The 23,278-nt window shown below is 54.6% G+C and carries 19 protein-coding genes; all 19 read right to left on the reverse strand.

Annotated features, from left to right (window positions below; all coding sequences use genetic code 11):
* Positions 1-68: 68 nt before the first annotated feature.
* The 19 genes from ACO4XG_RS01280 to ACO4XG_RS01370 all read right to left on the reverse strand — a co-directional run bounded on the left by ACO4XG_RS01280 (position 69) and on the right by ACO4XG_RS01370 (position 23,278).
* Positions 69-542 carry a GtrA family protein gene (locus ACO4XG_RS01280; protein ID WP_308508610.1) on the reverse strand — a complete coding sequence of 158 codons (474 nt, stop codon included), beginning with the start codon at positions 540-542 and terminating at the stop codon, positions 69-71.
* 12 nt (positions 543-554) lie between these two features.
* A complete protein-coding gene (locus ACO4XG_RS01285; protein WP_308508611.1) occupies positions 555-2,324 on the reverse strand; it encodes a hypothetical protein in 1,770 nt (589 codons plus the stop codon).
* Between the two features lie 61 nt (positions 2,325-2,385).
* Entirely contained in the window at positions 2,386-3,462 is a 1,077-nt protein-coding gene (gene rfbG, locus ACO4XG_RS01290; RefSeq protein ID WP_308508612.1) for a CDP-glucose 4,6-dehydratase, read from the reverse strand.
* A 2-nt stretch (positions 3,463-3,464) separates the two neighbouring features.
* Positions 3,465-4,235, reverse strand: a complete 771-nt coding sequence (rfbF, locus tag ACO4XG_RS01295) for a glucose-1-phosphate cytidylyltransferase (RefSeq protein ID WP_308508613.1) — start codon at positions 4,233-4,235, stop codon at positions 3,465-3,467.
* Between the two features lie 15 nt (positions 4,236-4,250).
* On the reverse strand, positions 4,251-4,982 hold the full coding sequence (locus ACO4XG_RS01300; protein ID WP_308508614.1) for a glycosyltransferase family 2 protein: 732 nt from the start codon (positions 4,980-4,982) through the stop codon (positions 4,251-4,253).
* 9 nt (positions 4,983-4,991) lie between these two features.
* Complete coding sequence (gene glf / locus ACO4XG_RS01305) at positions 4,992-6,125, reverse strand: UDP-galactopyranose mutase (RefSeq protein WP_308508615.1); 1,134 nt, start codon at positions 6,123-6,125, stop codon at positions 4,992-4,994.
* Positions 6,125-7,048: an NAD-dependent epimerase/dehydratase family protein gene (locus ACO4XG_RS01310; protein ID WP_308508616.1), complete on the reverse strand. Its 924-nt coding sequence runs from the start codon at positions 7,046-7,048 to the stop codon at positions 6,125-6,127. The genes glf and ACO4XG_RS01310 overlap by 1 nt, the downstream gene beginning before the upstream one ends.
* Positions 7,049-7,147: 99 nt before the next feature.
* Positions 7,148-7,534, reverse strand: coding sequence for a hypothetical protein (locus tag ACO4XG_RS01315; protein ID WP_308508617.1), 387 nt, complete (start codon positions 7,532-7,534; stop codon positions 7,148-7,150).
* A 9-nt stretch (positions 7,535-7,543) separates the two neighbouring features.
* Complete coding sequence (locus ACO4XG_RS01320; protein ID WP_308508618.1) at positions 7,544-9,484, reverse strand: hypothetical protein; 1,941 nt, start codon at positions 9,482-9,484, stop codon at positions 7,544-7,546.
* A 25-nt stretch (positions 9,485-9,509) separates the two neighbouring features.
* Complete coding sequence (locus tag ACO4XG_RS01325; protein WP_308508619.1) at positions 9,510-10,727, reverse strand: rhamnosyltransferase WsaF family glycosyltransferase; 1,218 nt, start codon at positions 10,725-10,727, stop codon at positions 9,510-9,512.
* A complete protein-coding gene (locus tag ACO4XG_RS01330) occupies positions 10,724-12,013 on the reverse strand; it encodes a class I SAM-dependent methyltransferase (protein WP_308508620.1) in 1,290 nt (429 codons plus the stop codon). The genes ACO4XG_RS01325 and ACO4XG_RS01330 overlap by 4 nt, the downstream gene beginning before the upstream one ends.
* Positions 12,003-13,355, reverse strand: coding sequence for an ABC transporter ATP-binding protein (locus ACO4XG_RS01335; RefSeq protein ID WP_308508621.1), 1,353 nt, complete (start codon positions 13,353-13,355; stop codon positions 12,003-12,005). Before ACO4XG_RS01335 ends, ACO4XG_RS01330 begins: the two co-directional genes overlap by 11 nt.
* A 9-nt stretch (positions 13,356-13,364) precedes the next feature.
* Positions 13,365-14,120, reverse strand: a complete 756-nt coding sequence (locus ACO4XG_RS01340; RefSeq protein WP_485129633.1) for an ABC transporter permease — start codon at positions 14,118-14,120, stop codon at positions 13,365-13,367.
* A 35-nt stretch (positions 14,121-14,155) separates the two neighbouring features.
* Positions 14,156-15,268 (reverse strand): glycosyltransferase, encoded by a 1,113-nt coding sequence (locus ACO4XG_RS01345; protein WP_308508623.1) that lies wholly within the window; start codon positions 15,266-15,268, stop codon positions 14,156-14,158.
* On the reverse strand, positions 15,246-16,385 hold the full coding sequence (locus ACO4XG_RS01350) for a glycosyltransferase family 4 protein (RefSeq protein ID WP_308508624.1): 1,140 nt from the start codon (positions 16,383-16,385) through the stop codon (positions 15,246-15,248). Before ACO4XG_RS01350 ends, ACO4XG_RS01345 begins: the two co-directional genes overlap by 23 nt.
* Positions 16,386-16,420: 35 nt before the next feature.
* Positions 16,421-17,809, reverse strand: a complete 1,389-nt coding sequence (locus ACO4XG_RS01355; RefSeq protein WP_308508625.1) for an exopolysaccharide biosynthesis polyprenyl glycosylphosphotransferase — start codon at positions 17,807-17,809, stop codon at positions 16,421-16,423.
* Positions 17,810-17,813: 4 nt separating this feature from the next.
* Entirely contained in the window at positions 17,814-19,487 is a 1,674-nt protein-coding gene (locus ACO4XG_RS01360) for an O-antigen ligase family protein (RefSeq protein ID WP_308508626.1), read from the reverse strand.
* A 15-nt stretch (positions 19,488-19,502) separates the two neighbouring features.
* On the reverse strand, positions 19,503-21,740 hold the full coding sequence (locus ACO4XG_RS01365; protein ID WP_308508627.1) for an RNA degradosome polyphosphate kinase: 2,238 nt from the start codon (positions 21,738-21,740) through the stop codon (positions 19,503-19,505).
* On the reverse strand, positions 21,737-23,278 hold the full coding sequence (locus tag ACO4XG_RS01370) for a Ppx/GppA phosphatase family protein (protein ID WP_308508628.1): 1,542 nt from the start codon (positions 23,276-23,278) through the stop codon (positions 21,737-21,739). Before ACO4XG_RS01370 ends, ACO4XG_RS01365 begins: the two co-directional genes overlap by 4 nt.

The raw sequence follows: 23,278 nt of genomic DNA on the forward strand, positions 1-23,278 counted from the left end.
TAAAACCCTCCTTACTGTGACACTTTCGTGTCCAGTAAAGAGGGTACATATCAAACAGCGATTTTTACTCAGTCGTTCTTTTTGAACACATAGAACTTACTGATGATATAGTTCGAAACGATTACAAAAATCTGCGCTGCGAGTTTCACCCCAATTCGGTTCCAGTGCAGACTCACGATGAAAATTCCCAGAATCAATTCCTCCAGAAGTAAGGTCAATAACCTCCCACCAAAAAATCCGGCAAGCTGTGCAAGCAAGCCCTTCGCGGAATCTGTCTCTGCCTCAAATACCCAAGTCTTATTGGTGATAAACTGAAACAGGACACAAATCACCCAGTCGACGACATTCGCAAACAAGTCACCCCAGCCTAGCTTCTTAGTGAAGAAGACAAAGAGGCTCAGGTTAAGGAAAACCGCCAGCCCGCCGAAGAAGAGGTAAAGGAGTACCTCCTTGTGTTTGCTGTACCAGGGCTTCAAAATCCGCAACCCCGGTAAGCCCATTATGCGGTCAAAAATATCCTCGTGAATGGTTTCCGATTGCATGAAAATCTCCTCTCAGTGGATAGCCTCCTCAGCCTTTTTGCCAAACAAGGCCTTTAATTCTCCGTAAAACAAAATCGTATATAATACCATACCGGTCTTCGCAATTGTCATAAGTGAAGAAGTAATTTTAATTCCCTCTTCTGTTCCTGCCATACTTTGCTCTAACTGCGTAAAGAAACCGACATGTCCGAAGTAACTGACAGCCGAGGTAATATCACCGATTCTCATCAGAACGACATCCGCCAAAATCAATGCCGAGAATCCCCAGATAAGCAAACGCCGCAATGCATCATCCTCGCGAAGCAAAAGATAAACAAAGGCAGGAAAAGTCAGAATATATACGGAGGGTGTTGCAAGTATCGTCGCACTGAAGAGAAGCACTATCGCTGCATTTAACAGCAGTGCTCCGAATAACAATTCGCTCCGGCTGACAGTCGATTTTAAGTGCAGTGCAGCCAGGGAAAACAGCAATATCAGAGCAAACAGAGTGATATACAAATACACCCCTTGCACATATTGAAAAACGGAGAACCAGATCCTATCGCTCTGTTTATTCTGCGATAAAAAGATTCCTATGCTGGGATTGATTACATAAACATTTGCAATTCCAAGCACCAGTGTCTCCAAAAAAAGTACTGCATTGACCAGTTCTCCTCTTCTCTGCCAGATTAAAACAAAGTAAACCAGCAAACAAGCCGGAGCCATCATCAGGTTCTGCATCTTGCAAAAACAGCCCAGTGCTGCAAGGACGGAGCCGATTGCCTGATTCTTTTTGGAACCGTTTTCCCGCAACAGTTGCAATAGTCCTTCACCGAGTAAGTACATCGGAAGAACATCCAATTGGATGTAAACAATGGCAACATAAAACACGAGCGGTGTTAAAAAGGCCTGCCAAAATTTTGTCTTTGAGACTGTCTCTAACATGCCGCAGTCCAGCATATATCCTTCTAAAGACAGAACCATCTCCCGCATCATAAGAGCATTGCAAACTTTAAGAATAACAGCCGGTAACCAGAGTGAAGCGGTCTGCAAATAAATCGGCGCAAACCCAAAGCTAAGCAAATTGGGAATTGCATATAGCAAAAGCATCACCGGATTATAGGGATAAGAATTGAACTCAAAAAAATGCACTTCAATCTCACGCAGATTCTGAATTTGGTAGATGTCCCCTCCTGACGCAAACTGTGACATCATTCGAGTGATACTCGGCAAATCAACGCCGGGCGCCACCACAAAACTGATCAGCAGAATAATCCCCAATAAAGTCCATTGCTTCTTCGTCCAAGGTGTTTGTTTTTTGCTGCGGTAATAAAAGCAGGTCGCAAACTGTGCCAGTGTATAGTTCTTTTTCTTTGCAAACAGCAAGACAAGCGCCAGACAGATATTAAGTGCTAAGAATATTCCTGCCTGTTTCGGAATTGCATTATGGATGACCACATCATACATCCCTTGATATGTGTACGGATGCAGTTTCTCCAAATTCAAAACCGTGACCGGTACAGTCGCACTTGCCGTTTCCTTCGGAATATCTATTTCTACGGCTTCGTCAATGTGATATAAATCGCTGTGCACTCGCCCTTTTCCCTCATTCGAAAAAGTAATCTTGCGATATCCTTCACGATCATTCACATATCCGACATACCGATTGTCAACCTTCTCCACCAGCACATTGCAACTCGGCACAATAAGCTGCACCAGATAGAAAAAGACCAGTTCCAAGAGTAAGAGTAATGCGAGGCGCTGCCATAAGCCCGCCTTCTTTTGTTTCGTCTGTTGTTTCATGCTCTTCGTTGTAAGCCCCCTCACGACTAAGAGAGATGGCATTTCGCCATCTCTCTAAATTTTACTTTACGGAGAGAAAATTTCGAATCTGCTCTTCCGTCACCGCATTCAAATCCTTGCCCTCAGCCCAGGCCTGATACCAATGAACGGTCTCACCGACCGCCTGATCTACATGCCAAATAGGTGCCCAGCCAAAGCTCTTTTTGAGCTTTGCGCAGTCAAGCTTCAGGAAACCCGCCTCGTGCGGCGCATTGGCCTCGGCCACATTCTTCCAAGATGCCGGCTCACCCCAGTGCTTCACAAAGAGATCCGCGAGTTCTCCGGTGCTCACGCAGTCGCAGTCATCCGGTCCTACATTGTAATAGCCCGCATACTTTGCTTCCTTCGCCTGCTGCATCACAATCATGAGATACGCGTAGAGCGGCTCCAGCACATGCTGGTAGGGACGGGTCGAATAGGGATTCCGAAGTTCCACTGCCTCTCCCTTTACCGTTGCCCGCACGCAGTCCGGGATAATTCTGTCCTTCGCGAAATCACCGCCGCCAATCACATTGCCCGCGCGCGCGGTGGAAATGCGCATTGCACCCGGCTCCGAGAAAAAGGACTTTTGGTAGGAGTGGGTCACCAGCTCCGAGCAGCTCTTCGAATTCGAGTAGGGATCGTAGCCGTCCAGCTTCTCATCCTCGGTAAAACCGTGATTCGCCTGCTCCGGGTTCTCATAGACCTTATCGGTTGTCACGTTGAGGAAACTCTCCACACCGCCGAGTTCCCGCACGACCTCGAGGAGGTTCACGGTGCCCATCACGTTGGTCTCGTAGGTCTCACGCGGATAGCGGTAGGACTCTCTGACCAGAGGCTGCGCCGCGAGATGCAGTACGCAGTCCGGCTTTGCCTCCCGAACAGCCTCCTTGAGACGGGCAAAGTCACGGATGTCCGCGATTGTCGAATGCATCTTATCCTGTAAATCGAGGAGCGAGAACAAATCCGGATCACTCGCCGGCTGCAGCGCATAGCCATAGACTTCCGCGCCGAGCAGGCGGAGCATAACCGAAATCCAGCTTCCCTTAAAACCGGTGTGACCGGTCAAAAACACGCGCTTTCCCGCGTAAAACCGCTTCATATCCTCTGTATAGTTCATCTTTACCACCGCTTCCAGGGAGCCTTGCCTTCGTCCCAAAGTGTCTCGAGTTTTTCTTTTTCTCTCTGTGTGTCCATGCACTGCCAGAAACCATCGTGCGCATAACCGAAGAGCTGTCCCTCCGCCGCGAGCTTCCGCATGGGCTCCTGCTCGAGCACAGTCGCATCGCCCTCCAGATAGTCGAAGACCTTCGGTTCCAGAACCATGAAGCCGCCGTTGATGATGGCCGCATCCTCATCGTTCTTCTCGCGGAAGGAGAGAATCTGCCCGTTCTCATCTTTCTCAAGCACACCCTTCTGCTGCGCAAGGCTTACAGTCGTCATGGTAGCAATTCCGCCGTGCTGCTCGTGAAAGGCGAGAAGTGCATTGAGATCCACGTCCGCCACACCGTCTCCGTAGGTGAGCAAAAAGCGCTCGTTCTCCAGATATTGCTTTGCGCGCAAGACTCTGCCGCCGGTCATGGTGTTGAGGCCGGTATCCAGAATGGTGACTTTCCAATTCTCGCCCTTCTTGTCATGCACTTGCATCTCGTTGGTTGCGAGGTCAAAGGTGATATCCGAATTGTGAAGGAAGTAGTCCGCAAAATACTCCTTAATCACGTACTGCTTGTATCCGCCCAGAATAATGAATTCCTTGTAGCCAAAGCTCGAGTAGTACTTCATGATATGCCAGAGGATGGGCTGTCCGCCGATCTCAATCATCGGCTTCGGCTTCAGATAGCTCTCCTCGGAAATTCTTGTTCCAAATCCGCCCGCAAGTATGACGACCTTCATGGTTCCCTCCTCTTGTTATGCGCGCTTACTGTCAAAGGATTTCATGCGCTTCCGAATCTCCGCAAAGTTACGAATCGACTGCATTCCGATTTGGAAAATGCGCCGCACATTCATGTAATTCTTTCCGCCCTGACGCGGCTGGAAGGTCACGGTGCGGTAGCACACTTTCTCGTGGTATTTTGAAAAGCAAGCTGCGAGTATCGCGTTCGGCAGATTGAAATCCGCCGGCATAAGATCCAGATACTTGGCAACCACAGAACTCTTCATGAGACGGAACGGTGCATTGGCATCCGGCACAAAGGTACCGAAGAAGATTTTCAGATAGACGCGCAGTACGTTCTCAACGACCTTGCGCCCCATACCGTCTCCGCGCTTCTTGCGGTCGCCCATAATGACATCATATTTTTCACGCAACTTCCAGAAGGCCGCAAATTCCGCCGGAACCGTCTGACCGTCCGAGTCGGTCTGGAAAATCCAATCCGCACCGTGCTCAATCGCATAGCGATATAATAAAATGACCTTTGTGCCGTGATCTGTTCCGGGCTTCGGAATCACCACCAGCTTCTCATACTGCTTCTGCAATTCATAGAGCACTTCCAAAGTCTTATCCTTAGAACCGCCGTCCGAAATGACCATTCTGGAATCCTCACTCCCGTTTTCCAGAATCGGATACCATTCCGCCACAACCTCTCGGATATTTGCCTCTTCATTGTAGGCCGGCATCACAATATATAACGTGTCTCTCATACTCTCCCCTCACTGCAGTTCGCGTGCCAAGTCAAGCGCTCTGCGAATTGCCTGATCCATATTGTAGTACTTAAACTCCGCGAGGCGTCCCGCAAACGCAAGTCCCTTGACCTGCTTTGCCTCCTCGTAATACTTCTGAAACAGCTCCTGACTCTCTTCGGTCAGCACCGGATAGTAGGGCTCCATCGCCTCGCCCTGCTTGTAGGGCAAGGGATATTCCACGGCATAGGTGGTTCCTCTGACCTCCTGCACCGGGAGCTTCTTGTACTCCGTGATGCGCGTAAAGCCCTCCGCCTGCGGGTAAGCAACCACCGGCATATCCTGGAAGCTGTCAATGTCCTCGTGCTTCCACACAAAACGCAGCGAACGGTAGGGTAACTTGCCGTGCTTGCATCCAAAAAGTTCATCCAGAGCGCCGGTAAAGATTAAGACACCGTCCAGCGGCTTATCGCCGTCCATGACCTGATTGTCCCGAATCGAGAAGCGATCCAGCGCCTCCTCATTCAGGCGAAGTTCAATGCCCGGGGTCTTCAAGAGATTTTCGATGAACTCCATGTAACCCTTGACCGGCATTGCCTGATACTTGTCGCTGAAATACTTGCTGCCGTAGGAGAAGAGAATGGGCACACGCTTAAAAATCTGGCGATCCACCTTCTCGGGATCTATGCCCCACTGCTTTGCGGTGTAGGGCTTATAGTCCTTCTCGTAAAGGAAGTCCGCAAAGCGTCTCACGTAGCTATCCTGACTTTCCAGCATTTCTAAGACCGTCGCCGAAGCACGGTCGCCGAACTCTGCCTTGATATGCGCCTTAATCTCCTCTGCTTCCTCCGGGAAGAAGGTATCCACGGAGCTAAAGTCAAAGGAGGTCGGAACGCACTTGCCGTCCATCACCGATCCGCAGACCAGGTTAAAGTCCTTGAGCTCGCAGTTGTCGCTCACATAGCGATAGACCTCATCGTCATTGGTGTGGAAGATGTGCGGTCCGTAGTGATGCACATGAATACCGTATTCATCGTCATAGTCATAGACATTTCCGCCCGCATGCGCGCGGCGCTCCAGTACCTGCACCGTATTTCCTTTTTTGGCGAGCTCTGCCGCCAACACAGCGCCTACAATGCCGCTGCCCACAATATAGTATTTCATCAGTCTCTCCCCATATCCCCGCGCACGCGGTCTATCACTCTGCTGATTCCTGTTTCAAAGTCTATCTTCGGTTCAAAGCCTGTATCCCGCTTGATATCCGTCAAGTCAATGCAGGAGCAGGGCAACCTGTCGCTGTTGTACGGAATCTCGCCTATGCCGAGCGGCAAAGACGGATCAATCTTCTGGTGGATGATGCGAATATAATTTCGGAGCGGCCAGTTGTCTCCGTGGCCGATTGCATAGACCGCGCCGTCCTTTCCCCTCTCGCCGACCGCAATCAGCGCGGAGACCACATCGTCGATATAGACATAATCCCAGAGCTGCTCAAGCTTGGTGAGTGAGGGCTTCTCGCGATGTAAAAGCTTATCGATGGTGTAGAAAATAACATTGTTATCCCGGCGATCCGCCGCATAAATACCGGCAATAATCGTGTAGATAAAGTCAATGTCGTTTCTCGACGCAAAGTCGCTGCAGAGATAGCGAAGGGCTATCTTGGCGGCACCGTAGGCATTGTTCGGCGAGGGCACGGCATCCTTGTTGAGCGGCTTCCCGTAGTAAAGATACTCATTCGTGGAGCCCGGGAAGATAATCTTCCGTATGCCGATTGCGATTGCGAGCTTCATGCAATCCAGAGACATGTTCACATTTCCGATTTGAATGTCCAGCTCATTCCGGACTTCCGGCTTCACGCCGTTCCAGGCAAAGTGATACATCACATCGATATCCACCGGAAAATCCGCAATGTGATTTAAAATCTGGTTGAGGTCAAGACTGTAGACATGCAGCTTGGGATCCTCTTCTCCGCGGTAGATGTTGTGACCGGGATAGACAATTGCATAGACCTCTACCCCCTGCTTAAGCAAGCCTCTGATTAAATTTCTCCCGATAAAACCGTCTGCACCTGTCACCAGAACTTTTTTCATCTCATTGTCTCTCTTTCACCGACATTCACACTGATCAAACCTTTCAGTCAGGCTTAATTCTTTGCCACAGCACCCCTTAGAGCAAGTGCTGTACCGCTCTTATTTTCGTCTTGCAAATTGCAGGACATTGAGAAGCAGGGAGAGTAACACCGCCGCATACAAAAAACCGTTAATCGGCGTGAATGCCGCCTTCATGCTGCCGTCTTCCTTATACTCTTTGCCGTTCACATAGAGCTTGCCGTCCACATAGACACCGCCGTAGCGGTCCACGGAGACCACAGCCTTGCCGTTCTCATCGACAACCTTGACGCCTCTTCCGCTCTCGCCCGGGCTCACGACGATCCAGTCATCGCTTCCGCCGTTGTCATTCGGCTGCTGCTGCACGCTTACATTGCCCGCCGTGCCGAAATCCTGTACTTCCGCTGCGTAGACCGGCGTCGCCGCGAGCGTCGCCAGCAAGAACGCCATCGCTATTTTTTTCTTCATTGCTCTCCCTCAGTAATATTGTTCCAGAATGCGGTTGTACATACCGATCAGCGGATACAGCCGGTACTTGGTGAGATAGCCCTGCGGCCAGGTCGTGTCGCGGAGAAAGTCCTTAAACTCTTTCCGCTTCTGTTTACTGACCAGCGCGAGTGCCATTAAGAGCGGGCGAAAACGCGTCCGCCGGTCCACATAGCTGCCGACGCCGAACTCCTCGTTATGGCGAAGCGCAAAGTAGGCTTTCACGGTCTCCCGCTTCGGCTCATAAATAAAACGTTTTAAGGACTCCCAGGCGAGCGGGCGGAGCTCAAACTCGGTCACGAGCTGGTTCTCACAGTAAATGCACAGCGCCGCACAGGTTTCGATGATGTGCTTCTGCAGTTCTTTCGTGTAAGAGAAGAAAATCGCATCCTCCTCCTGCTCACAGTTCCGGATTGCAAAGGTCTTGCCGTCCTCCCGGCGATAGCCGACGGTACTGCCGTTCGGCGAGTTGCATATCATCTCAAACGGCGTGGAGACCGTCATGAGAGCCCGCGCCGAGCGGAACGCGTCAATGTAGCCGCGCTTCTCGGCATTCGCCGGCTGCTCGTTCAGGAAGGGAATTAAACCGATGTAGAAGCCCAGCATCTCGGTCTCCGGGAACAGGTGGCAGAGATTATCCTGAATGGTGCCCCTCCAGCCGATGTCCACAATCGCAATTTCCTCTTTCGCACCGCTGAGCGCCCGCTCCTCGCAGTAGGAACGTAAGAGGGCACGTTTTTCGTCCCGCTCCGCTTCCATGCAGTCGAGGAACTCTTCGTCGGCAAAGAGCGCCTGCACGCGCTTGTCCTGCCAGGGGTAGGTGATCACTTCTTCCGGCGGAAGTTCATGTCGCACGAGATAACCGCGCACGGCTTCGAGTTCCACACCGAGCGAGGTGAAGAGTGCCTGCATGGACTGAATCGAATACTGGTTCCAGAGGCGCATGAGTTCCTTTGTGCTGATTTCGCGGAGCGAGGGCATGAAGGTCGCAAGGCGACTCACCTCGAGGAGATAAGACTTCGGGTAAGCGCGCTTCGAGACCGCCGCCATCGCGTCGTAAATCTCCTTGTAGAACTCGCCCTCGCGCGTAAAGAAGTATATCTTTTCGATGCCCCTTGCCATTGCTTCTTCCGCAAGGTTCTGCACAAAGCCATAGAAAAAGAGGCTCACATCGTCGGTGCCGGTAAGCGGCGCGCCCGGATACTGTAACGGCTTTTTACTGTCGCCGACAAAGTTCCGCTCCCGCTCCTCTCTTTTTTTATGCTCCTCCGCAGGCAGATAGCGCTCAGCCGCAATGCCGAGCCGCTTCGGGACTTCCACATCGCTGTAGGCATTGTCTCCGAGATGCATGTGCTCCGCCGGTGTGACGCCGAGTAACTTCTCCGCTTCCTCAAAGAGGCGCCCCGAGCGCTTGTTAACGCCGAAGTCGCAGGAGACCAGCACGCGCTCCAAGGGCTTTGAAAAGCCCGCCGCCGTGAGTAACTCACGGAGGAACGCCTCATCCGCGTAGAAATCCGAGATGCAGACCAGCCTCTCGTGCGGGATGCTGTCAATCTTCGCCTCTATGCCGGGATCCAGGTAGACATGTCGCTTCTCAGCTGCGAGTTCTTCCCGCACAAGGCGCGTTGCGAGTTCTTCTGCCGCCGCTTCCGGAAGCGGATCCCGGTATGCGCGCGCTAATAGCTCCCGGAACACATCCTGTATCGTATATTCGTCATCAAAGCCCTGCGTCTTTTTCGCGGCGCCGAGCTGCCGTTCCACGTCCTGCCGCAAGCGAAACAGCGCCCGTGGGGTTCGGTAGGCTTCCTGCAGCTCTCCGCCGTGTTGCTCGAGCAGCACGGCAGCGGTTTCTACTTTGATTGCATCCGGGTGGCAGTCGCGTCGCAGTATGGTGTCCCAGATATCCAGTGATAAGAGTTGATAAGACGGCACGCGCGCACATCTCCTTTCTTTGGCCTTACAGTCCGCGGAGCTTATACCAGAGCTTGCGGAGCAGCTTGCTCTTCCGGATAAAACCGATTCGTTTGAGGCGCCCGAAGAGCGAATTGTCCACGATGACCGGCGGCGCATAGCTCTGCTCCGCGAGTTTTTCGTCCATGACCACATCCGCCGAGACAGCCGGGCGCGTGTAACTTCTGTCGTAGACTGCGGGCTCTGCCGGTTCCCGGCGCTCTGCGATGTCACTGACCGCCGCGTAGAACTGCTCAAAGCCGTGCTCTAAATCCTTATCCGCCATATAGCGCTTGCCCGCCTCGGACATTTCGGCCGCTTTTTCCGGGTGGTCCAGAATTTCGATTAACGCCTGGGCAATCGACTCCGGCGTGGTGTGTGCAAGACGCACGCCCTCGTTCGGCATATCGTAAAAGTTATTTTCCATGTAGAGATCCACGACCGGCAACCCGGCCGCCATCATCTCAAACGGGATGCGCGAGGGGTTTGAAGAGCTGATGCAGAGTCCCACCTCGCACTTGTTGTAGAGCGCATTGCACGTTTCGAGCGGGATGATGCCGAGGTTCTCGTGTTCAAACCAGACATTCCCCTTGATGTTCGAGCCGTAGAGATAGATTTTCACATCCGGGCGCAGGAACTTCACAATGCCGAGTGCCTCAATGCCCAGTACGCTGCAGCGGCGCGGCTTGTCCGGCTGGTAGACAAAGCAGATGGCGTATTCCTTCTTTGCGTCCGGCAACGGGCGGTAAATGCGCCGGTCGGCGCAGAAATCGAAATAGCGGGAAGGCGTGTGGTACTCCGTCTGCATCTTATGCGAGAGCCAACGGCCTATGGTGACCGGCTTTAAGCCGTAGCCGTAGGAATTGCAGGCGAGAATGTAGCCGTCACCCATGGGGTTAAAGAGCGCCTCAAAGTCCTGAATGAAGTAGGCTTTTACCGCCTTGCTATTGCAGTCCCGCACCACCTTGGCTGTAAACCAGGCAGTTGCGAAGATGATGTCGTACTCTCCCTGAATGTCGTAGCCCAGAATAAAGCGGCAGTCGTGCTTGCCGAAGAGGGTCTCCGCCTGGCGGCGAAGCTCCTCGGAATTCTTGACTTCTCCCTTGTCTTCCACATAGACATCGCATTCATAGCCCTTGCGAATCAAGTATTGCACGTTCTGGAGTATGGTTCTGTGCCCTCCGGAGCCCTCGATCAGCGACGGCAGTACCCACGCAGCTCTCATTTTTCCTCCCCGTACCTCTTTCGAAACTCACGACGCGACATCCAGTGTCGCTTGATAATTGCCTCATACTCCGCGTTCTGCTGTTGCAGCGTGAGAATCATATTGCCCTGCTGTTGCACGATGCCGAGTCTCTCCTCCGCGATTTTATGTGCCTCCGCAAGGTTGCGGTCGCGCTCGTCAATCATCTTTGCCTGCGATTCGATGGCCGCATCCTTTTCGGCAACTAATTTCTCGTCCGCCGCAATTCGCGCATCCCGCTCGTCTATCATCTTGGCCTGATTGACAATCGCTGTATCCTTTTCCGCGACTAGTTTTTCATCCGCCGCAATCCGTGCATCCCGCTCATCTATCATCTTGGCCTGATTGGCAATCGCAGCATCCTTCTCCGCGACCAATCTTTCATCCGCCGCAATCCGCTCGTCACGCTCATCTATCATCTTAGATTGGCTTGCAATCGCGGCATCCTTCTCCGCGACCAGTTTCTCATCCGCCGCAATCCGCGCATCCCGCTCGTCTATCATCTTCGACTGCCGCTCAATTGCGAGGTAGCGCTCCTCGTAAAGACCCTTCAACTCGTCAAAGCGTGCCTGCGTGTACTTGTACTTGGAGCGGTAGAAGTAGAGGTCCTTATAGTACTTGAAAAAGCCCGCTGCCTCGAGCTTGTCGTACCAGTAGCGTCCCTTCGGGAACAGCACGCCGAGACCGCAGCTGTGCGTAAAGTCGAAGTAGCAGTCGTACTCCTTCCTGGTCTTCTCCCAGTGGTCACAGGACCCCTGATCGATCGGGCTGTACACATCGTGGAAGAGGACGATACCGTTCTCCTTTAACTTGGGAAGCCAGGTCGTGAAGTCGCGCTCCACGTCCTCAAAGGTGTGTCCGCCGTCAATGTGGAGGATGTCAATCGACTCGTCTGCAAACTCCGGCAGTGCCTGATCAAAGCGCATCTGGAAGAGATGCAGATTCACCTCCGGATAATAGGTTGCGGCGGTCTTCTGCACGAGCGCATAGACTTCCTCGCCGCTCATCTCGGCGCCGATGTCGCCGCTCCACATATCGACCGCATTGATCTCGGTATTCAGCTTAAAATCTCGCACGGCCTGACAGAAGGTAAAGAGCGAGCAGCCGTACTGGCTGCCGAGCTCCACAAGGCGCGCCGGGCGCACAAAGTGCAGTAAGTCGTAGGCAAAATCCCGGTGCCCTTCCCAATAGGCAAATTTAAGCTTCGGGTTTAATTGATCTGCGTCATAGCTCGGGTCGGAGACGACCCAGGGTTCGTCATGATTCATGCTCTATCCTCTCGATTTTAAACTCTTCAATCACATGGTTGATGACGCCGTGCATGGGCTTTAACGCGATTGCCTGCACATGCAGGACGCTGTGCACCCAGCACTGCACGGTGTGCACCATCTGGTCATAGCCTTCGCCGAGTCCGAGGGTCAGGAAGTAATCGCCCTCCTTGACCTCCGGCCAGTGGAAGGAAAGAGAGGCTTTTCTCACCTCTCCCTGCTTCACACCCTCAATCATAATGCCCTCGCCGAGGGTGCTCTGCGCAAAAATACTGTTTCCGTACTTATCCTTAAAAGTATAGCCGATTATGATATTGTCTGCATCTTTTTTCGAGTGCAGTAAAAGCTCGATTCGCACCGCATCGCCGGGCTTTACGACATCGACCGCTTCCCCGTTAATCAGCATGCGGCAGCGATCAATTAAAATATCCTGCGCGCCGCCTATGCTCTCCTTCGGCGAGTCGACCCAGCCGATTTCCGCCTTTTCCTTTTCCCGCTCGGCCGCCTCGGCGGCAACGGCTTTTTGCTCCGCGGCTTCGCTCCGCTCCGCTGTCTTGAGGCGCGCATCCTCGTCCTTTGCGGCCGCCTCCTCGCTCTGAAATACGCTCGTGTGGAGCAGCTTTAAATAGTCCTCGATGACCTCAAGCGGCTTGCCCTCGCGAATTATTTTTCCGCGATCGATTAAAATCACGCGGTCCGCCATATTCGCGATGCTGTTCATGTCGTGGGTCACGAGGAGTTTGGTGACGCCCTTCATCTCCTCCTTCATAAAGGTATTGCACTTCTGCTGGAAGAAGATGTCGCCGACCGAGAGTGCCTCGTCGACAATCAGAATTTCCGGTTTGAAACTGATCATAACCGCGAAGGCGAGGCGGGCAAACATACCGCTCGAATAGGTCTTGACCGGCTGCCCCATGTACTCGCCGATGTCCGCGAAGTCCACGATTTCCTTGACCTTCTCCTGCATCTCCTCGTCAGAGAAGCCGCGCATGGAGCCGTTCAGGAAGATGTTTTCATAGCCCGTGTACTCCGGGTTAAAACCGGTGCCGAGCTCGAGCAGGGCGGAAATCTCGCCGTGTGTCTCAATGATGCCCTCGCTCGGCGTGATGACGCCGGTAATGAGCTTTAAGAGCGTCGACTTACCCGCGCCGTTCCGGCCGATGATGCCGAGGGTCTCGCCCTTTTTCACCGTAAAGGAGATCTGATCCAGGGCCTTGTAGAGCGTGTGATATTTCTTTTTGGTGAGCGAGAACAGTTCCTTGACCCGGTCCTGCGGTCTCTCGTAAAGATTATAGAACTTGCTCACGCCTCTCACTTCAATGGCATTTTCGTTTTGATTCATCGTTTATCCTCAGAGCACGTCTGCAAAGTACGGTTTCAGTTTCCGGAAGGTGTACATCCCGAGTGCGAAGAGCGCCCCCGTGAGCGCCCAGAAGTAGAGCGTATAGAGGGGTTTGTCCCAGACCGGCACATGCGCATAGAGCGAGTCGCGGTAACCCTCGACCAGGTAGTAGACCGGATTTAACTGAAAAACAAGGCGCAGCTTTCCGCTCAGCACCTCCGGCCCCCAGACAATCGGAATGGCCCAGAAACCAATCTGGATAAAAATGCCGACCAGCTGGCTCGCATCCCGCATGTAGACCGTGACCGAGGATGTAAAGAGCACCACGGCAAAGACCAGCATGAAGTTACAGAAAATATAATAGGCGAGCTGCAGATAGTACCAGTCCGCCGTGTAGCCCGAAAAGTTCAGGATGACGGTCACAATGCCGAGAAAGATACCGTGAATGATGAGCGAGGTTCCGACCTTCACAAGCGGAATAAGCCCCACGTTAAAGTTCAGCTTCTTCACGAGATAGGAGTATTCGAGAAAGGCATTGGTGCCCGCGCCGAGCGCATCCGAGAAGAAAAACCAGGCGACAATGCCGGATATCATCCAGATGATATAAGGGGTGCCGTCCGGGCGCTCACCGTTCCGTAAACCTACGGTAAAGACAAACCAGTAAATGAGTACCGTGATGAGCGGCTGCACAATGCCCCAGACCACGCCGAGGTAGGAACCGCTGTACCGCGCCTTAAAGTCGTTCTTGACGAGCTTCCCTATCATCTTTTTATCTTTTTCAAAAAAAACGCGAAGTCTGTTCATTCACTCTCTCCAATTGCCTGATTCCAGAATGCCTGTGTTTCTTCCGGGGAAAAGCAGGTATCAAAGCGTTTTCTTGCCGCGCGCGCCATGCTTTTAAGCCGCGCGGGATTTGCCGCGAGTTCCGCAATCCGCGCGGCAAACGCGCCGCTCTCCGCGGCAAAATAACCGCTCACGCCATCTTCTATCACGGTTTTATTATAGCCCACCGGAGAGAGAATCGGAACAACTCCGGCCGACATATATTGAATGGCCTTAAAGCCGCCCTTGCCGAGCGTATAGGCGCTCTCCGTGAGCGGCATGAGCCCAATCTCCGCCTCGCGGAGAGCTTCGACGCCGCGCTCGCGGCTCCAGCGTATGTTTCGCAGTTTCAGCTGCCTCACCGCTGCGCTGAGCGGCGCATTTGAGACCACCGATAGTTCCAAGCGCCTTCCTGTATCCCGCGCAATCGTTTCGGCAGCCTGCTCCAGTGCCGGAATGAGCGCTTCGAGATACTTCAGGTTATCGCGGGTGCCGATCCAGAGGAGTTTCATCGCAGCACTGTCTCTCCCCTTGCCCGCAAGAAGCTCTTCTGTCTCCTCGCCCCAAAAGGCGAGGTCCGTGGTCGGGAGCAGCTTTACCTTCTCTCTTGCGGTTTCGCTTACTGTTTCCCTGAGGTAGGCGCCGGTCACGGTGATGCTGCACGCCGCTTCTTCAAGCACGGCCTTCTCGGCCCGAGAGAGTTCGCCGTCCAGCGAAATGTTGTCGTCAAAGTCCCAGTAGACTTTTTTCCTGCGGAGATACCGCTTCAAGATGACAGCGAGAAGGGGCGGACAGGCGCGCGGAAAAAAGCGCCTGTTTACTATCACAGCTTCCGATTTCCAAACAAGGGCATCGAGCGCCATTATGCATAGCGTCGTGCCGAACGTAATACCTCCCATAAAGAGCTTTAACGCAAGCTTCGCGGCCTTGCCGTAACGCCTGCCGTAAAAGAGGCGGTAAACCCAGGTCGGCGTCATATTGACCATGCGGCAGGATTTCCCCTGTAAATACTGGTACAGGCGATAATACGAGGAGCCGTCCTCCTCATTTTTCAAAAAAACCAGAGCTCTACGCTTCATCGTAGCGCGCATATATTTCCCTCATTTTGGTTTCGTTTGCCTCACGGGAAAACGCGCCGATTCGCTGTCTATTATACAGCCCGTAGGCCTCCCGTTTTTTACAATCCTCGAGCAAAACACTTACAACTTTTTCCCAGTCCGTCGCACGGTGCGGCGATAAGAGTTCCCCGCCATCACCCGGCAGAATCAAGTCCCGGTTGCCGCGCACCGCCGAAGCGACGACCGGCAATCCGGCAGCCATTGCTTCCATGACCGCGACCGGCAATCCTTCCTGCAGCGAGGGAAATAAAAACAGGTCCGCAATGCCGTAAAAACGGAACACATCCGTCCGGTAGCCGGGAAAGATGACCTGCCGTTCAATGCCGAGTGCCCGCGCCTTTGCCTTTAATTCTCCCTGCAGTTTCCCGTGTCCGAGAATAATCAGCGTGAGCGCCGGATTTTGCAGGCGCCGCAAGACTTCGAGAAGCAGTGTCTGGTTTTTTCGCGGTATCATCTCCCCGGCTGTCAGCAACACCCGCTGCCCGGGCAGGATGCCGAGTTCCTCCCGAAGTCCGGCATTCTCCGCACTGCCGCGCTGTACCGCCTCGATGTCGATGCCGACCCCCGGCAGGAGGTCGGTGTGCCGCGCGGAGAACTTTTTTTTCGCGCGCACATAATCCTCGCGGTTAATTAAGAGAAGGCTGTCCGTATAGCGTGACAAAACTTTTTCCACCGGATAGTAGATGAGCCAGTTTTTCTTCGGCGCGCCGTCAAAAAAGTGAAACCCGTGCGCCGTATAAATCACGTTTCGAAGTCCGGTGCGCGCTGCCGCGACCCGCGCGCAGACGGCCCCCATCGGTGTGTGACAGTGGAGGAGCGAAACCCCTTCACGGCGAATGAGCGCCGTGAGTTCCCGCACAGCGCTCATATTCTGTACATTCCAAGGTTCCCTGGCAAACGCAATCTGGTGACAGCGTATGCCGGTGCCCTTTAACCTGTCGTTATTGTCCCCGTAGGAGGGCATGTCAAAATTGGAGGCATAGTGCACTTCATAGCCTCTCTCCTGCAGGAGGCGCACGTTGTTCATCTCAAACTGCGGCACGAAGCCACTCACGGTTGTGACCAGCAGCGCCTTTTTGCTCCCGCTCATTTCTTTCCCTCCTCTTTCGGCAGTGCACACCTCAGTCAGAACTTGAGCTCGCCGCTCAAATCCCCCTTCTGCTGCACCGCCGTCAGCTGCCCTTCCGCAACGCCCTCGGTCTTCTCTTTCATAAAGAGTATCTTCGGCGTCATGAAAATGAGCTTTAAATCGAGAAAAATCGAATAGTTGCGAATATAAATCAGATCGAGCTTTAACTTGTCATAGGGCGTCGTATTGTAAACGCCGTAAATCTGCGCATAGCCCGTGAGACCAGCCTTGACTTTGAGACGATAGTCGAATTCCGGAATTTCTTTCTTGTACTCAGCTGCGATTTCCGGCCGCTCGGGACGCGGTCCGACCATGCTCATATCGCCCTTTAGGATATTCAGCACCTGCGGGAGCTCGTCGAGCCGGGTCGCGCGGAGCACTTTGCCGACCCTCGTAATCCGGTCGTCGGCCTGCGCCGCGAGGCGCGCCACGCCGTCGGCCTCGGCATTGACCCGCATCGTGCGGAATTTCAGAATGTCGAAGGTCTTGCCATCCTTGGTCAGACGGCACTGCTTATAAAAAACCGGGCCTCTGTCCTCTAAACGAACCGCAATCGCAAAGAGCAAGAAGAGCGGCAGGCTCAGAATAAGCAGCGCGCCCGCACTCAGAATGTCGAGCACGCGCTTACAGAAGAGCTGATCGACCTGCAGGCCGTCGTTCCGGGAGAGTAAGAGCACGGTGTCAAAGAGCTTTAACTCGTCCGAACTCCGGATCAGCACATCGCTGATTTTCGGAATCATGTAGACGCGCTTATCCATCTCATAGCAGCGCTTGAAAATCAGGTTCCGATCGTGGCTTCCGAGGTCGCCTATGATCACACCGCCATACTTCGGTACTTCTTCCATGATGCGCTCTATGCCCTCGTCAATCCGGATTGCGGCGGTCAGCACATACTTGTCGTCCCGCGAGTTCATCTTCTCGAGCACATGGGCGACCGAGCGCTTGCCGTAAATCAGCAGGAGCTGCCGCGGCGGGAAGAGCAGGTTATATGTCCACTGGAAAATGCTCGCCCAGAAAAAGACAAGCATCATATCCGCTGCGGTCAGCAAAAGAAACGGCAACGGCACATACCAGTGGCGCTCCACGAGCGCGAGCAGGAGGTAGCCGAAAACATTCGTCGCGAGAATGGCGAGAAACTGCGAGTAGATGATGTTATTCTTCCGGAAAAAGCCGATTTTCAGGCCGCCGTAGAGATTGTGAAAGACAAAGAGCAGGGTGCCGTAGAGACCGGTCATGAACCAGTTGCCCCGGCGCCAGAACGGCATGGTAATCACGCGGTTATAGTAGTGTGTCCAGAGCAGGTAATAGAGCCCGATCTCGACAAAGAGTATCACCGCCGCCGCGCCGAACTTAATGAGGCGCTTATAGCGTTCCATCTGTTCCATACTGTCACTCCGCCGCTCTCGCGACCGCAAGAAGCGCCCAGAGAACCGGGGCCGCGACCGGAACATTGATATTGACGATAGCCTGGAAGGCATAGCAAATCACCGCAATGCCGAGCGCGTTGAGATAGGCGCTGTACACCCGCGGAAGGCTCCCGTCCTGTCTCTCCCGCAGCGCTCTCGCCTTCGAAAAAGCGGCTCTCACGCTGAACACGAGGATACCGAGGTGCGCAAGCAGACCGAACGGTCCCACGGTGAAGAGATATTGCAGGTACTCGTTGTGGGCGGCGTCGTAGAACTGCCCGGTGATCTGATTCATCTCGTTCCAGCGATTCGTGACCATGTAGCCGACATAGGTGTCGGGGCCGCTGCCGAAGATGCGGTTCAAGAGGGGGAGCTTGCTGTACTCGTCAAGCGTCGCGCGCCACACATAGCCGCGGAAGGTGCCCCATTCATTCCGGAATTTCAGATAATCGCCGAGCATTCCGAACTTCGCGTGCACGGTCTCATAGGGCAGGCTGTTCGCATAGACAAAGAGGCCGATCAGCGCGAGGAGCGCGAGGATCAAAAATGCCGCGTAGCCGCGAAGCCAAAGCGCCGCGTGCGGGCTCCGCACAGCCTCTTTGCCCTTCTCGCGGTACAGAAGTACCAGCGCGAGTAGACCGAGCACGGCGCCGATGACCGGCAGCCCCGGCAGTTTCCCGATGACGAGGAACAGACCGTAGATCGGAATCACCTTGCCCACCTTCGCGATGCTGACTCCGGTCAGATAGTCGATGACCAGCAACATGGTTGCAAACAGCAGAAGGTAGCGCGCTCTTCCCTTCCGGCTCCGGAAGGCGACAAAGGGCAGTGCCCCGAAAAAGCCCGCAAGACTCAAGTAGCCATTGTCCGAGGCGCCGGTAATCAACGCGAGCATCGCAATCAGATAGACCAGGTAGTAGAATACGAGGCGTCCGGTCTTCTCTTCACTCAATGCAAACAGCGCGCCCGAAACACCGACGACAAGTCCGACATAAGTCGTATAGGTGTTCACATTGCCGAAGGTCGACATGAACATCGCATACTGCTCCGGCAGCATCTCGGTGCGGAAGCCGAGCAGGTCCATGTTGTAGAAATCCGTATAGCCGAGCAGGCAGACCAGAAGCCCCACCGCGAGAAATACGGTCAGGTACTTTCCGGAAAAGCGCAGATTCCGGCTCACGATAAAATAGACCGCCGTGATTAACGCGATGTAAAAGAGACCCACAAAGCGGCCGTCAAGCCCGGTCAGTGCCTGGAACCAGAACTTGCCGGAGAGCAAGGTCGCAATCAGCGCAATGCCGAAAAAGGCGAGCACCGAAAGATCGGCCCGGTTTAAATCCTCCCGGCTGCCGAGCGGCCGGAATTTCCGGCCGCCGTCCAGATAGACGATGCCCATGCCGACCGAGAGCAGCAGCGCCAGGACAATGAACGTCACATCCTTGGTCTGCAGAATGTTGAAGTAGTGGTCGGTAAAAATCAGCGGAAAGAGCGCGAACATGAGCATGACCCATGCGCCCGCAAGCCAAGAAGCCCGACTGTCCTCCGCTTCGCCCGGCTGCTCCCGCTTTGCCGCAACCTTCTTTTCCGCCCGCAGCGCATTGCTGTCCGCTTCCCGCAATCCCCCCGCACTGCCTGTATTTTTCTTTCTCTTACCCATGTTTCTCCTTTTTGCTCAGAGTAACGGCGTGAAGCCTCTCTCCTCCTGCTTTCCGCGCTGCTTTTCTTCGAGGTGCGCGACCGCGGCTGCGGCCGTCGCTTCCTCGGCAAACACTTCCTGCGAGTTGAGCGGCGCTCTGCCGCGGCGGTTTTCCTTCTCGTAGCTGCCGTCCGGGCGGTAAATACTTGCCTTCACATTGTCGCGGAGTTCGGTCTCCAGATAGTGCTGTACTTCCTGTCGGATTGCGCTGTCCGTGACCGGGAACACAATCTCAACGCGGTTGTCGAGGTTCCGGCTCATCCAGTCGGCCGAGCCGAGATACAGTGTCTCCTCGCCGTCCGCATAGAAGCGGAAGATGCGCGCGTGCTCGAGAAAATTGCCGACAATCGAGCGCACACGGATGTTCTCCGAGATGCCCGGTATGCCGACCCGGAGGCAGCAGATACCGCGGACAATGAGATCGATCTGCACGCCGTCCATACTCGCGCGGTACAGCTCCCGTATCATATCGGGATCCGAGAGCGAGTTCATCTTCGCCATGATGAAAGCGGGTTTTCCGGCGCGCGCCGCCGCGCGCACCCGCTCGATTTCGCGGACAAAGCGCTCGCGCATCCAGAGCGGCGCGACAATGAGCCGGTTCCAGAACAGCGGCTCCGAGTAGCCTGAGAGCATGTTAAAGACAGCGGTCGCGTCCTCGCCGAACTCACGCTTACAGGTGAGTAACCCCAAATCCGTGTAGAGCTTTGCGGTCGAGTCGTTGTAGTTCCCTGTGCCGAGGTGCACATAGCGGCGTATGCCGTCCTCCTCGGAGCGGACAATCAGTGTGATTTTCGAGTGCGTCTTTAGGCCGAGCAGACCGTAAATGACATGGCAGCCCGCCTTCTCGAGCATCTTTGCCCAGACAATATTATTCTCCTCGTCAAAGCGCGCCTTTAATTCAACCAGTACCGTGACCTGCTTGCCGTTATCCGCCGCCTTCGCGAGCGCCTGGACTATGGGCGAATTGCCGCTCACGCGGTACAGGGTCTGCTTGATGGCGAGCACATCCGGGTCCTTTGCCGCTTCCTGAATGAAGTTCACGACCGGGTCAAAGGACTGATAGGGGTGACTTAAGAGAATATCGCCCTCGCGGATGTTTGCGAAAATGCTCTTTTCGTTCACAAGCGCCGGCACCGGCTGCGGGACATGTTTCGGAAGTTTCAGGCGATCAAAGCCGCCGACGCCATAGAGCTTCATGAGCACCGTCAGGTCGAGCGGGCCGTTGATAAAAAAGAGGTCCTCCGACTCAATCTCGAGCTCATCCTGCAATATTTTCAGGAGTTCTTCGTCCATGCCCTCTTCGACTTCGAGGCGGATGGCCTCGCCCCACTGCCGCCGCTTCAACTTCTTCTGAATTTCAACCAGAAGGTCGGCTGCCTCTTCCTCGTCCAGCTCAAACTCCGCGTTCCGCATGATGCGGAACGGATGCGCCGCGAGGATGTCGTAGTTTAAGAAAAGAGAGCTTATGTTCCGCTCGATGATTTCCTCGAGCAAAATAAAGGTCTTTTCTCCCGCCGGCCTACCTGTGACTTCGGGCGGCAGTTCCACGAGGCGCGGAAGCACCGACGGCACCTGCACAATGGCAAAGTCCGGGCGCTGGCCGCCTTTTTTCTTCTTCTCCTCGATGCGGATTAAGGGCTTTACATGCTCTTTTTTCCGGATGCGCGCCGCGATATTCAAGGTCTTATTCCGAATCAGCGGGAAAGGTCTCGAAGAGTCCACCGCCATCGGGGTGAGCACCGGGTAGATGGTGTCCTTAAAATAGCGGTCCACAAAGATCCGCTCTTTTTCCCCGAGTTCCTCGTGGCGGGCAATCAGATGCACCCCCTCCTTCTCGAGCGCCGGCAGCAGACTCCGCTTCAGGCTGTGATACTGCAGTTCGACCATCTCATGGGTCTCTTTGGAGATTTTCTTCAGCTGCTCCGCCGCCGTGAGCCCCGCGATGTCCCGCTTCGTGAAGTCTGCGAGCACCTGGTCCTTCAGGGAGGCCACGCGGACCATGAAGAACTCGTCCAGGTTGGAACTCACAATGCTCAGGAATTTGAGCCGCTCAAAGAGCGGAATGGTTTTATCGCGCGCCTCATTCAGAACGCGGAGATTGAACTGGAGCCACGAGAGTTCGCGGCACACATAGTAGTCGGGATTTGCGAGGTTCAGAGTCTTCTCCTGCCGCTGTCCCTGCTTTTTATTTTTCTTCTCGTTTTCTCTCTTCATACGACGCCGCTCCCAAGGCTTCTTCTCTGCCGGAATACCGGGCTGATGCCGAACACATTGCTGAACGAGGGGATACACTGTCCGAAACTCAGGCACTCCAGGGTCATGTCACCGCCGAAATCGGTCGCAACCAGCAGACTGCCGTCCTCCCGGAGGCGGATACGGTAGGCGCCCGCCTTCTGCTTGGCCGAGCGGTCCATTGCGTTCGCGAGCCGTATCACGGCCGCAAATTTGGCCGCCTTGAGCGGAATGTTGCGCCGCCCGAAGACATCGTCCTCATTTCGAAGAATCTGTACAATCAGCGCGTGTTCCTCGGTCGAAAGTCCCACAATCTCGGTCGCGCGGATAATGTCGCCGCTCGACTCGCTCGCATTGCCCATGTTCAGGAAGCGCCCGCAGTGATGCAAGGTCGCCGCAATCTCGAGGAGCAGGCGGTCGCGCGCCGTGAAGCCCTGCGCCTTTTTCAATGCGTCGAAAATCTGCAGGGCGCAGCCGACCGTGTAGCGGCGGTGCACCGTTCGCTCGCCGTAGCGCGTCGCGAGTTCCTGCACAGCCGCCAGAATATCCGCGTCAAAGTCGTGCGTGCGCCGCACCAGCTGCTTTTCAAAGGCGTAGTCCGCCGCGACACCGTCAATCAGACGGGTACCGGGGAACCAGACCTTCTCCGCGCCGACGGTCTCCGCCATGCGCTGGTAGAGCACCGCTGCCGGCAGCAGGACACCCGTGGTCGCCGGATTTAAGTCGAGCGTCTCCTCGAGCTCGGCCTCGGTGCGCGCAATCACGTACTGGTAGAGTCCCTTCATCCTGTCAATGTCGGCAAAGCTCTCCTCTTCCGGATTCAGCTGCTGCGCGCGCATAATCTTGTCATAGAGCACGCGAATCGGGTCGCCGATTGCAATCAAGTGTCTCACACGGCGCCCGCAAAGATGCAGGTGCTCGTAGATGTCCAGTTCGTGGGCCACGGTCTCCTGCAGAATGCGTTCTCTGTCATCCCGCGCGGAGTTTAGCTGCTGCAGCGTGTCGCGGAGCCGGAGCGCGCCGAGCCGCAAATTCTGTGTGCTCTGCATTTTTCCGGCCTCATAGAGATTCACCTGCATGGAGCCGAAGCCGACTTCCACAACGGCGGCTCCCTCATTCGCAAGCGCGTCAAAGCGCTCGCCGCAGGCAGCGAGCGCCTTCAGTACCAGCATGCGCTGTTCGGCATTCGAGAGAATCTGTACCGATAGCCCTGTCCTGGTTTTAATCTGATCCAGCACAATCGCGCTGTTCGTCGCCTCGCGCATCGCGGACGTCGCGATGGCGCGGTACGCCTCACAGCGATATTCCGCGATGATGCGGGTAAAGTCCTTTAAAACGGTGATCAGTTCCTGTACGAGCGGAAAGCTGATCTCGCCGTTCCGGTAGGTGTCGGAGCCGAGCGCAATGACATGACGCACATTGTCCACGAGGCGAATGCCGCCGCCCTTGCTGAGCTCATAGATACCCAGTTCGATTTCAAATGACCCTACGTCAATCGAAGCAAAGCGTTTTAACGCCAT

The sequence above is a fragment of the Stomatobaculum sp. genome (genome assembly GCF_057248925.1).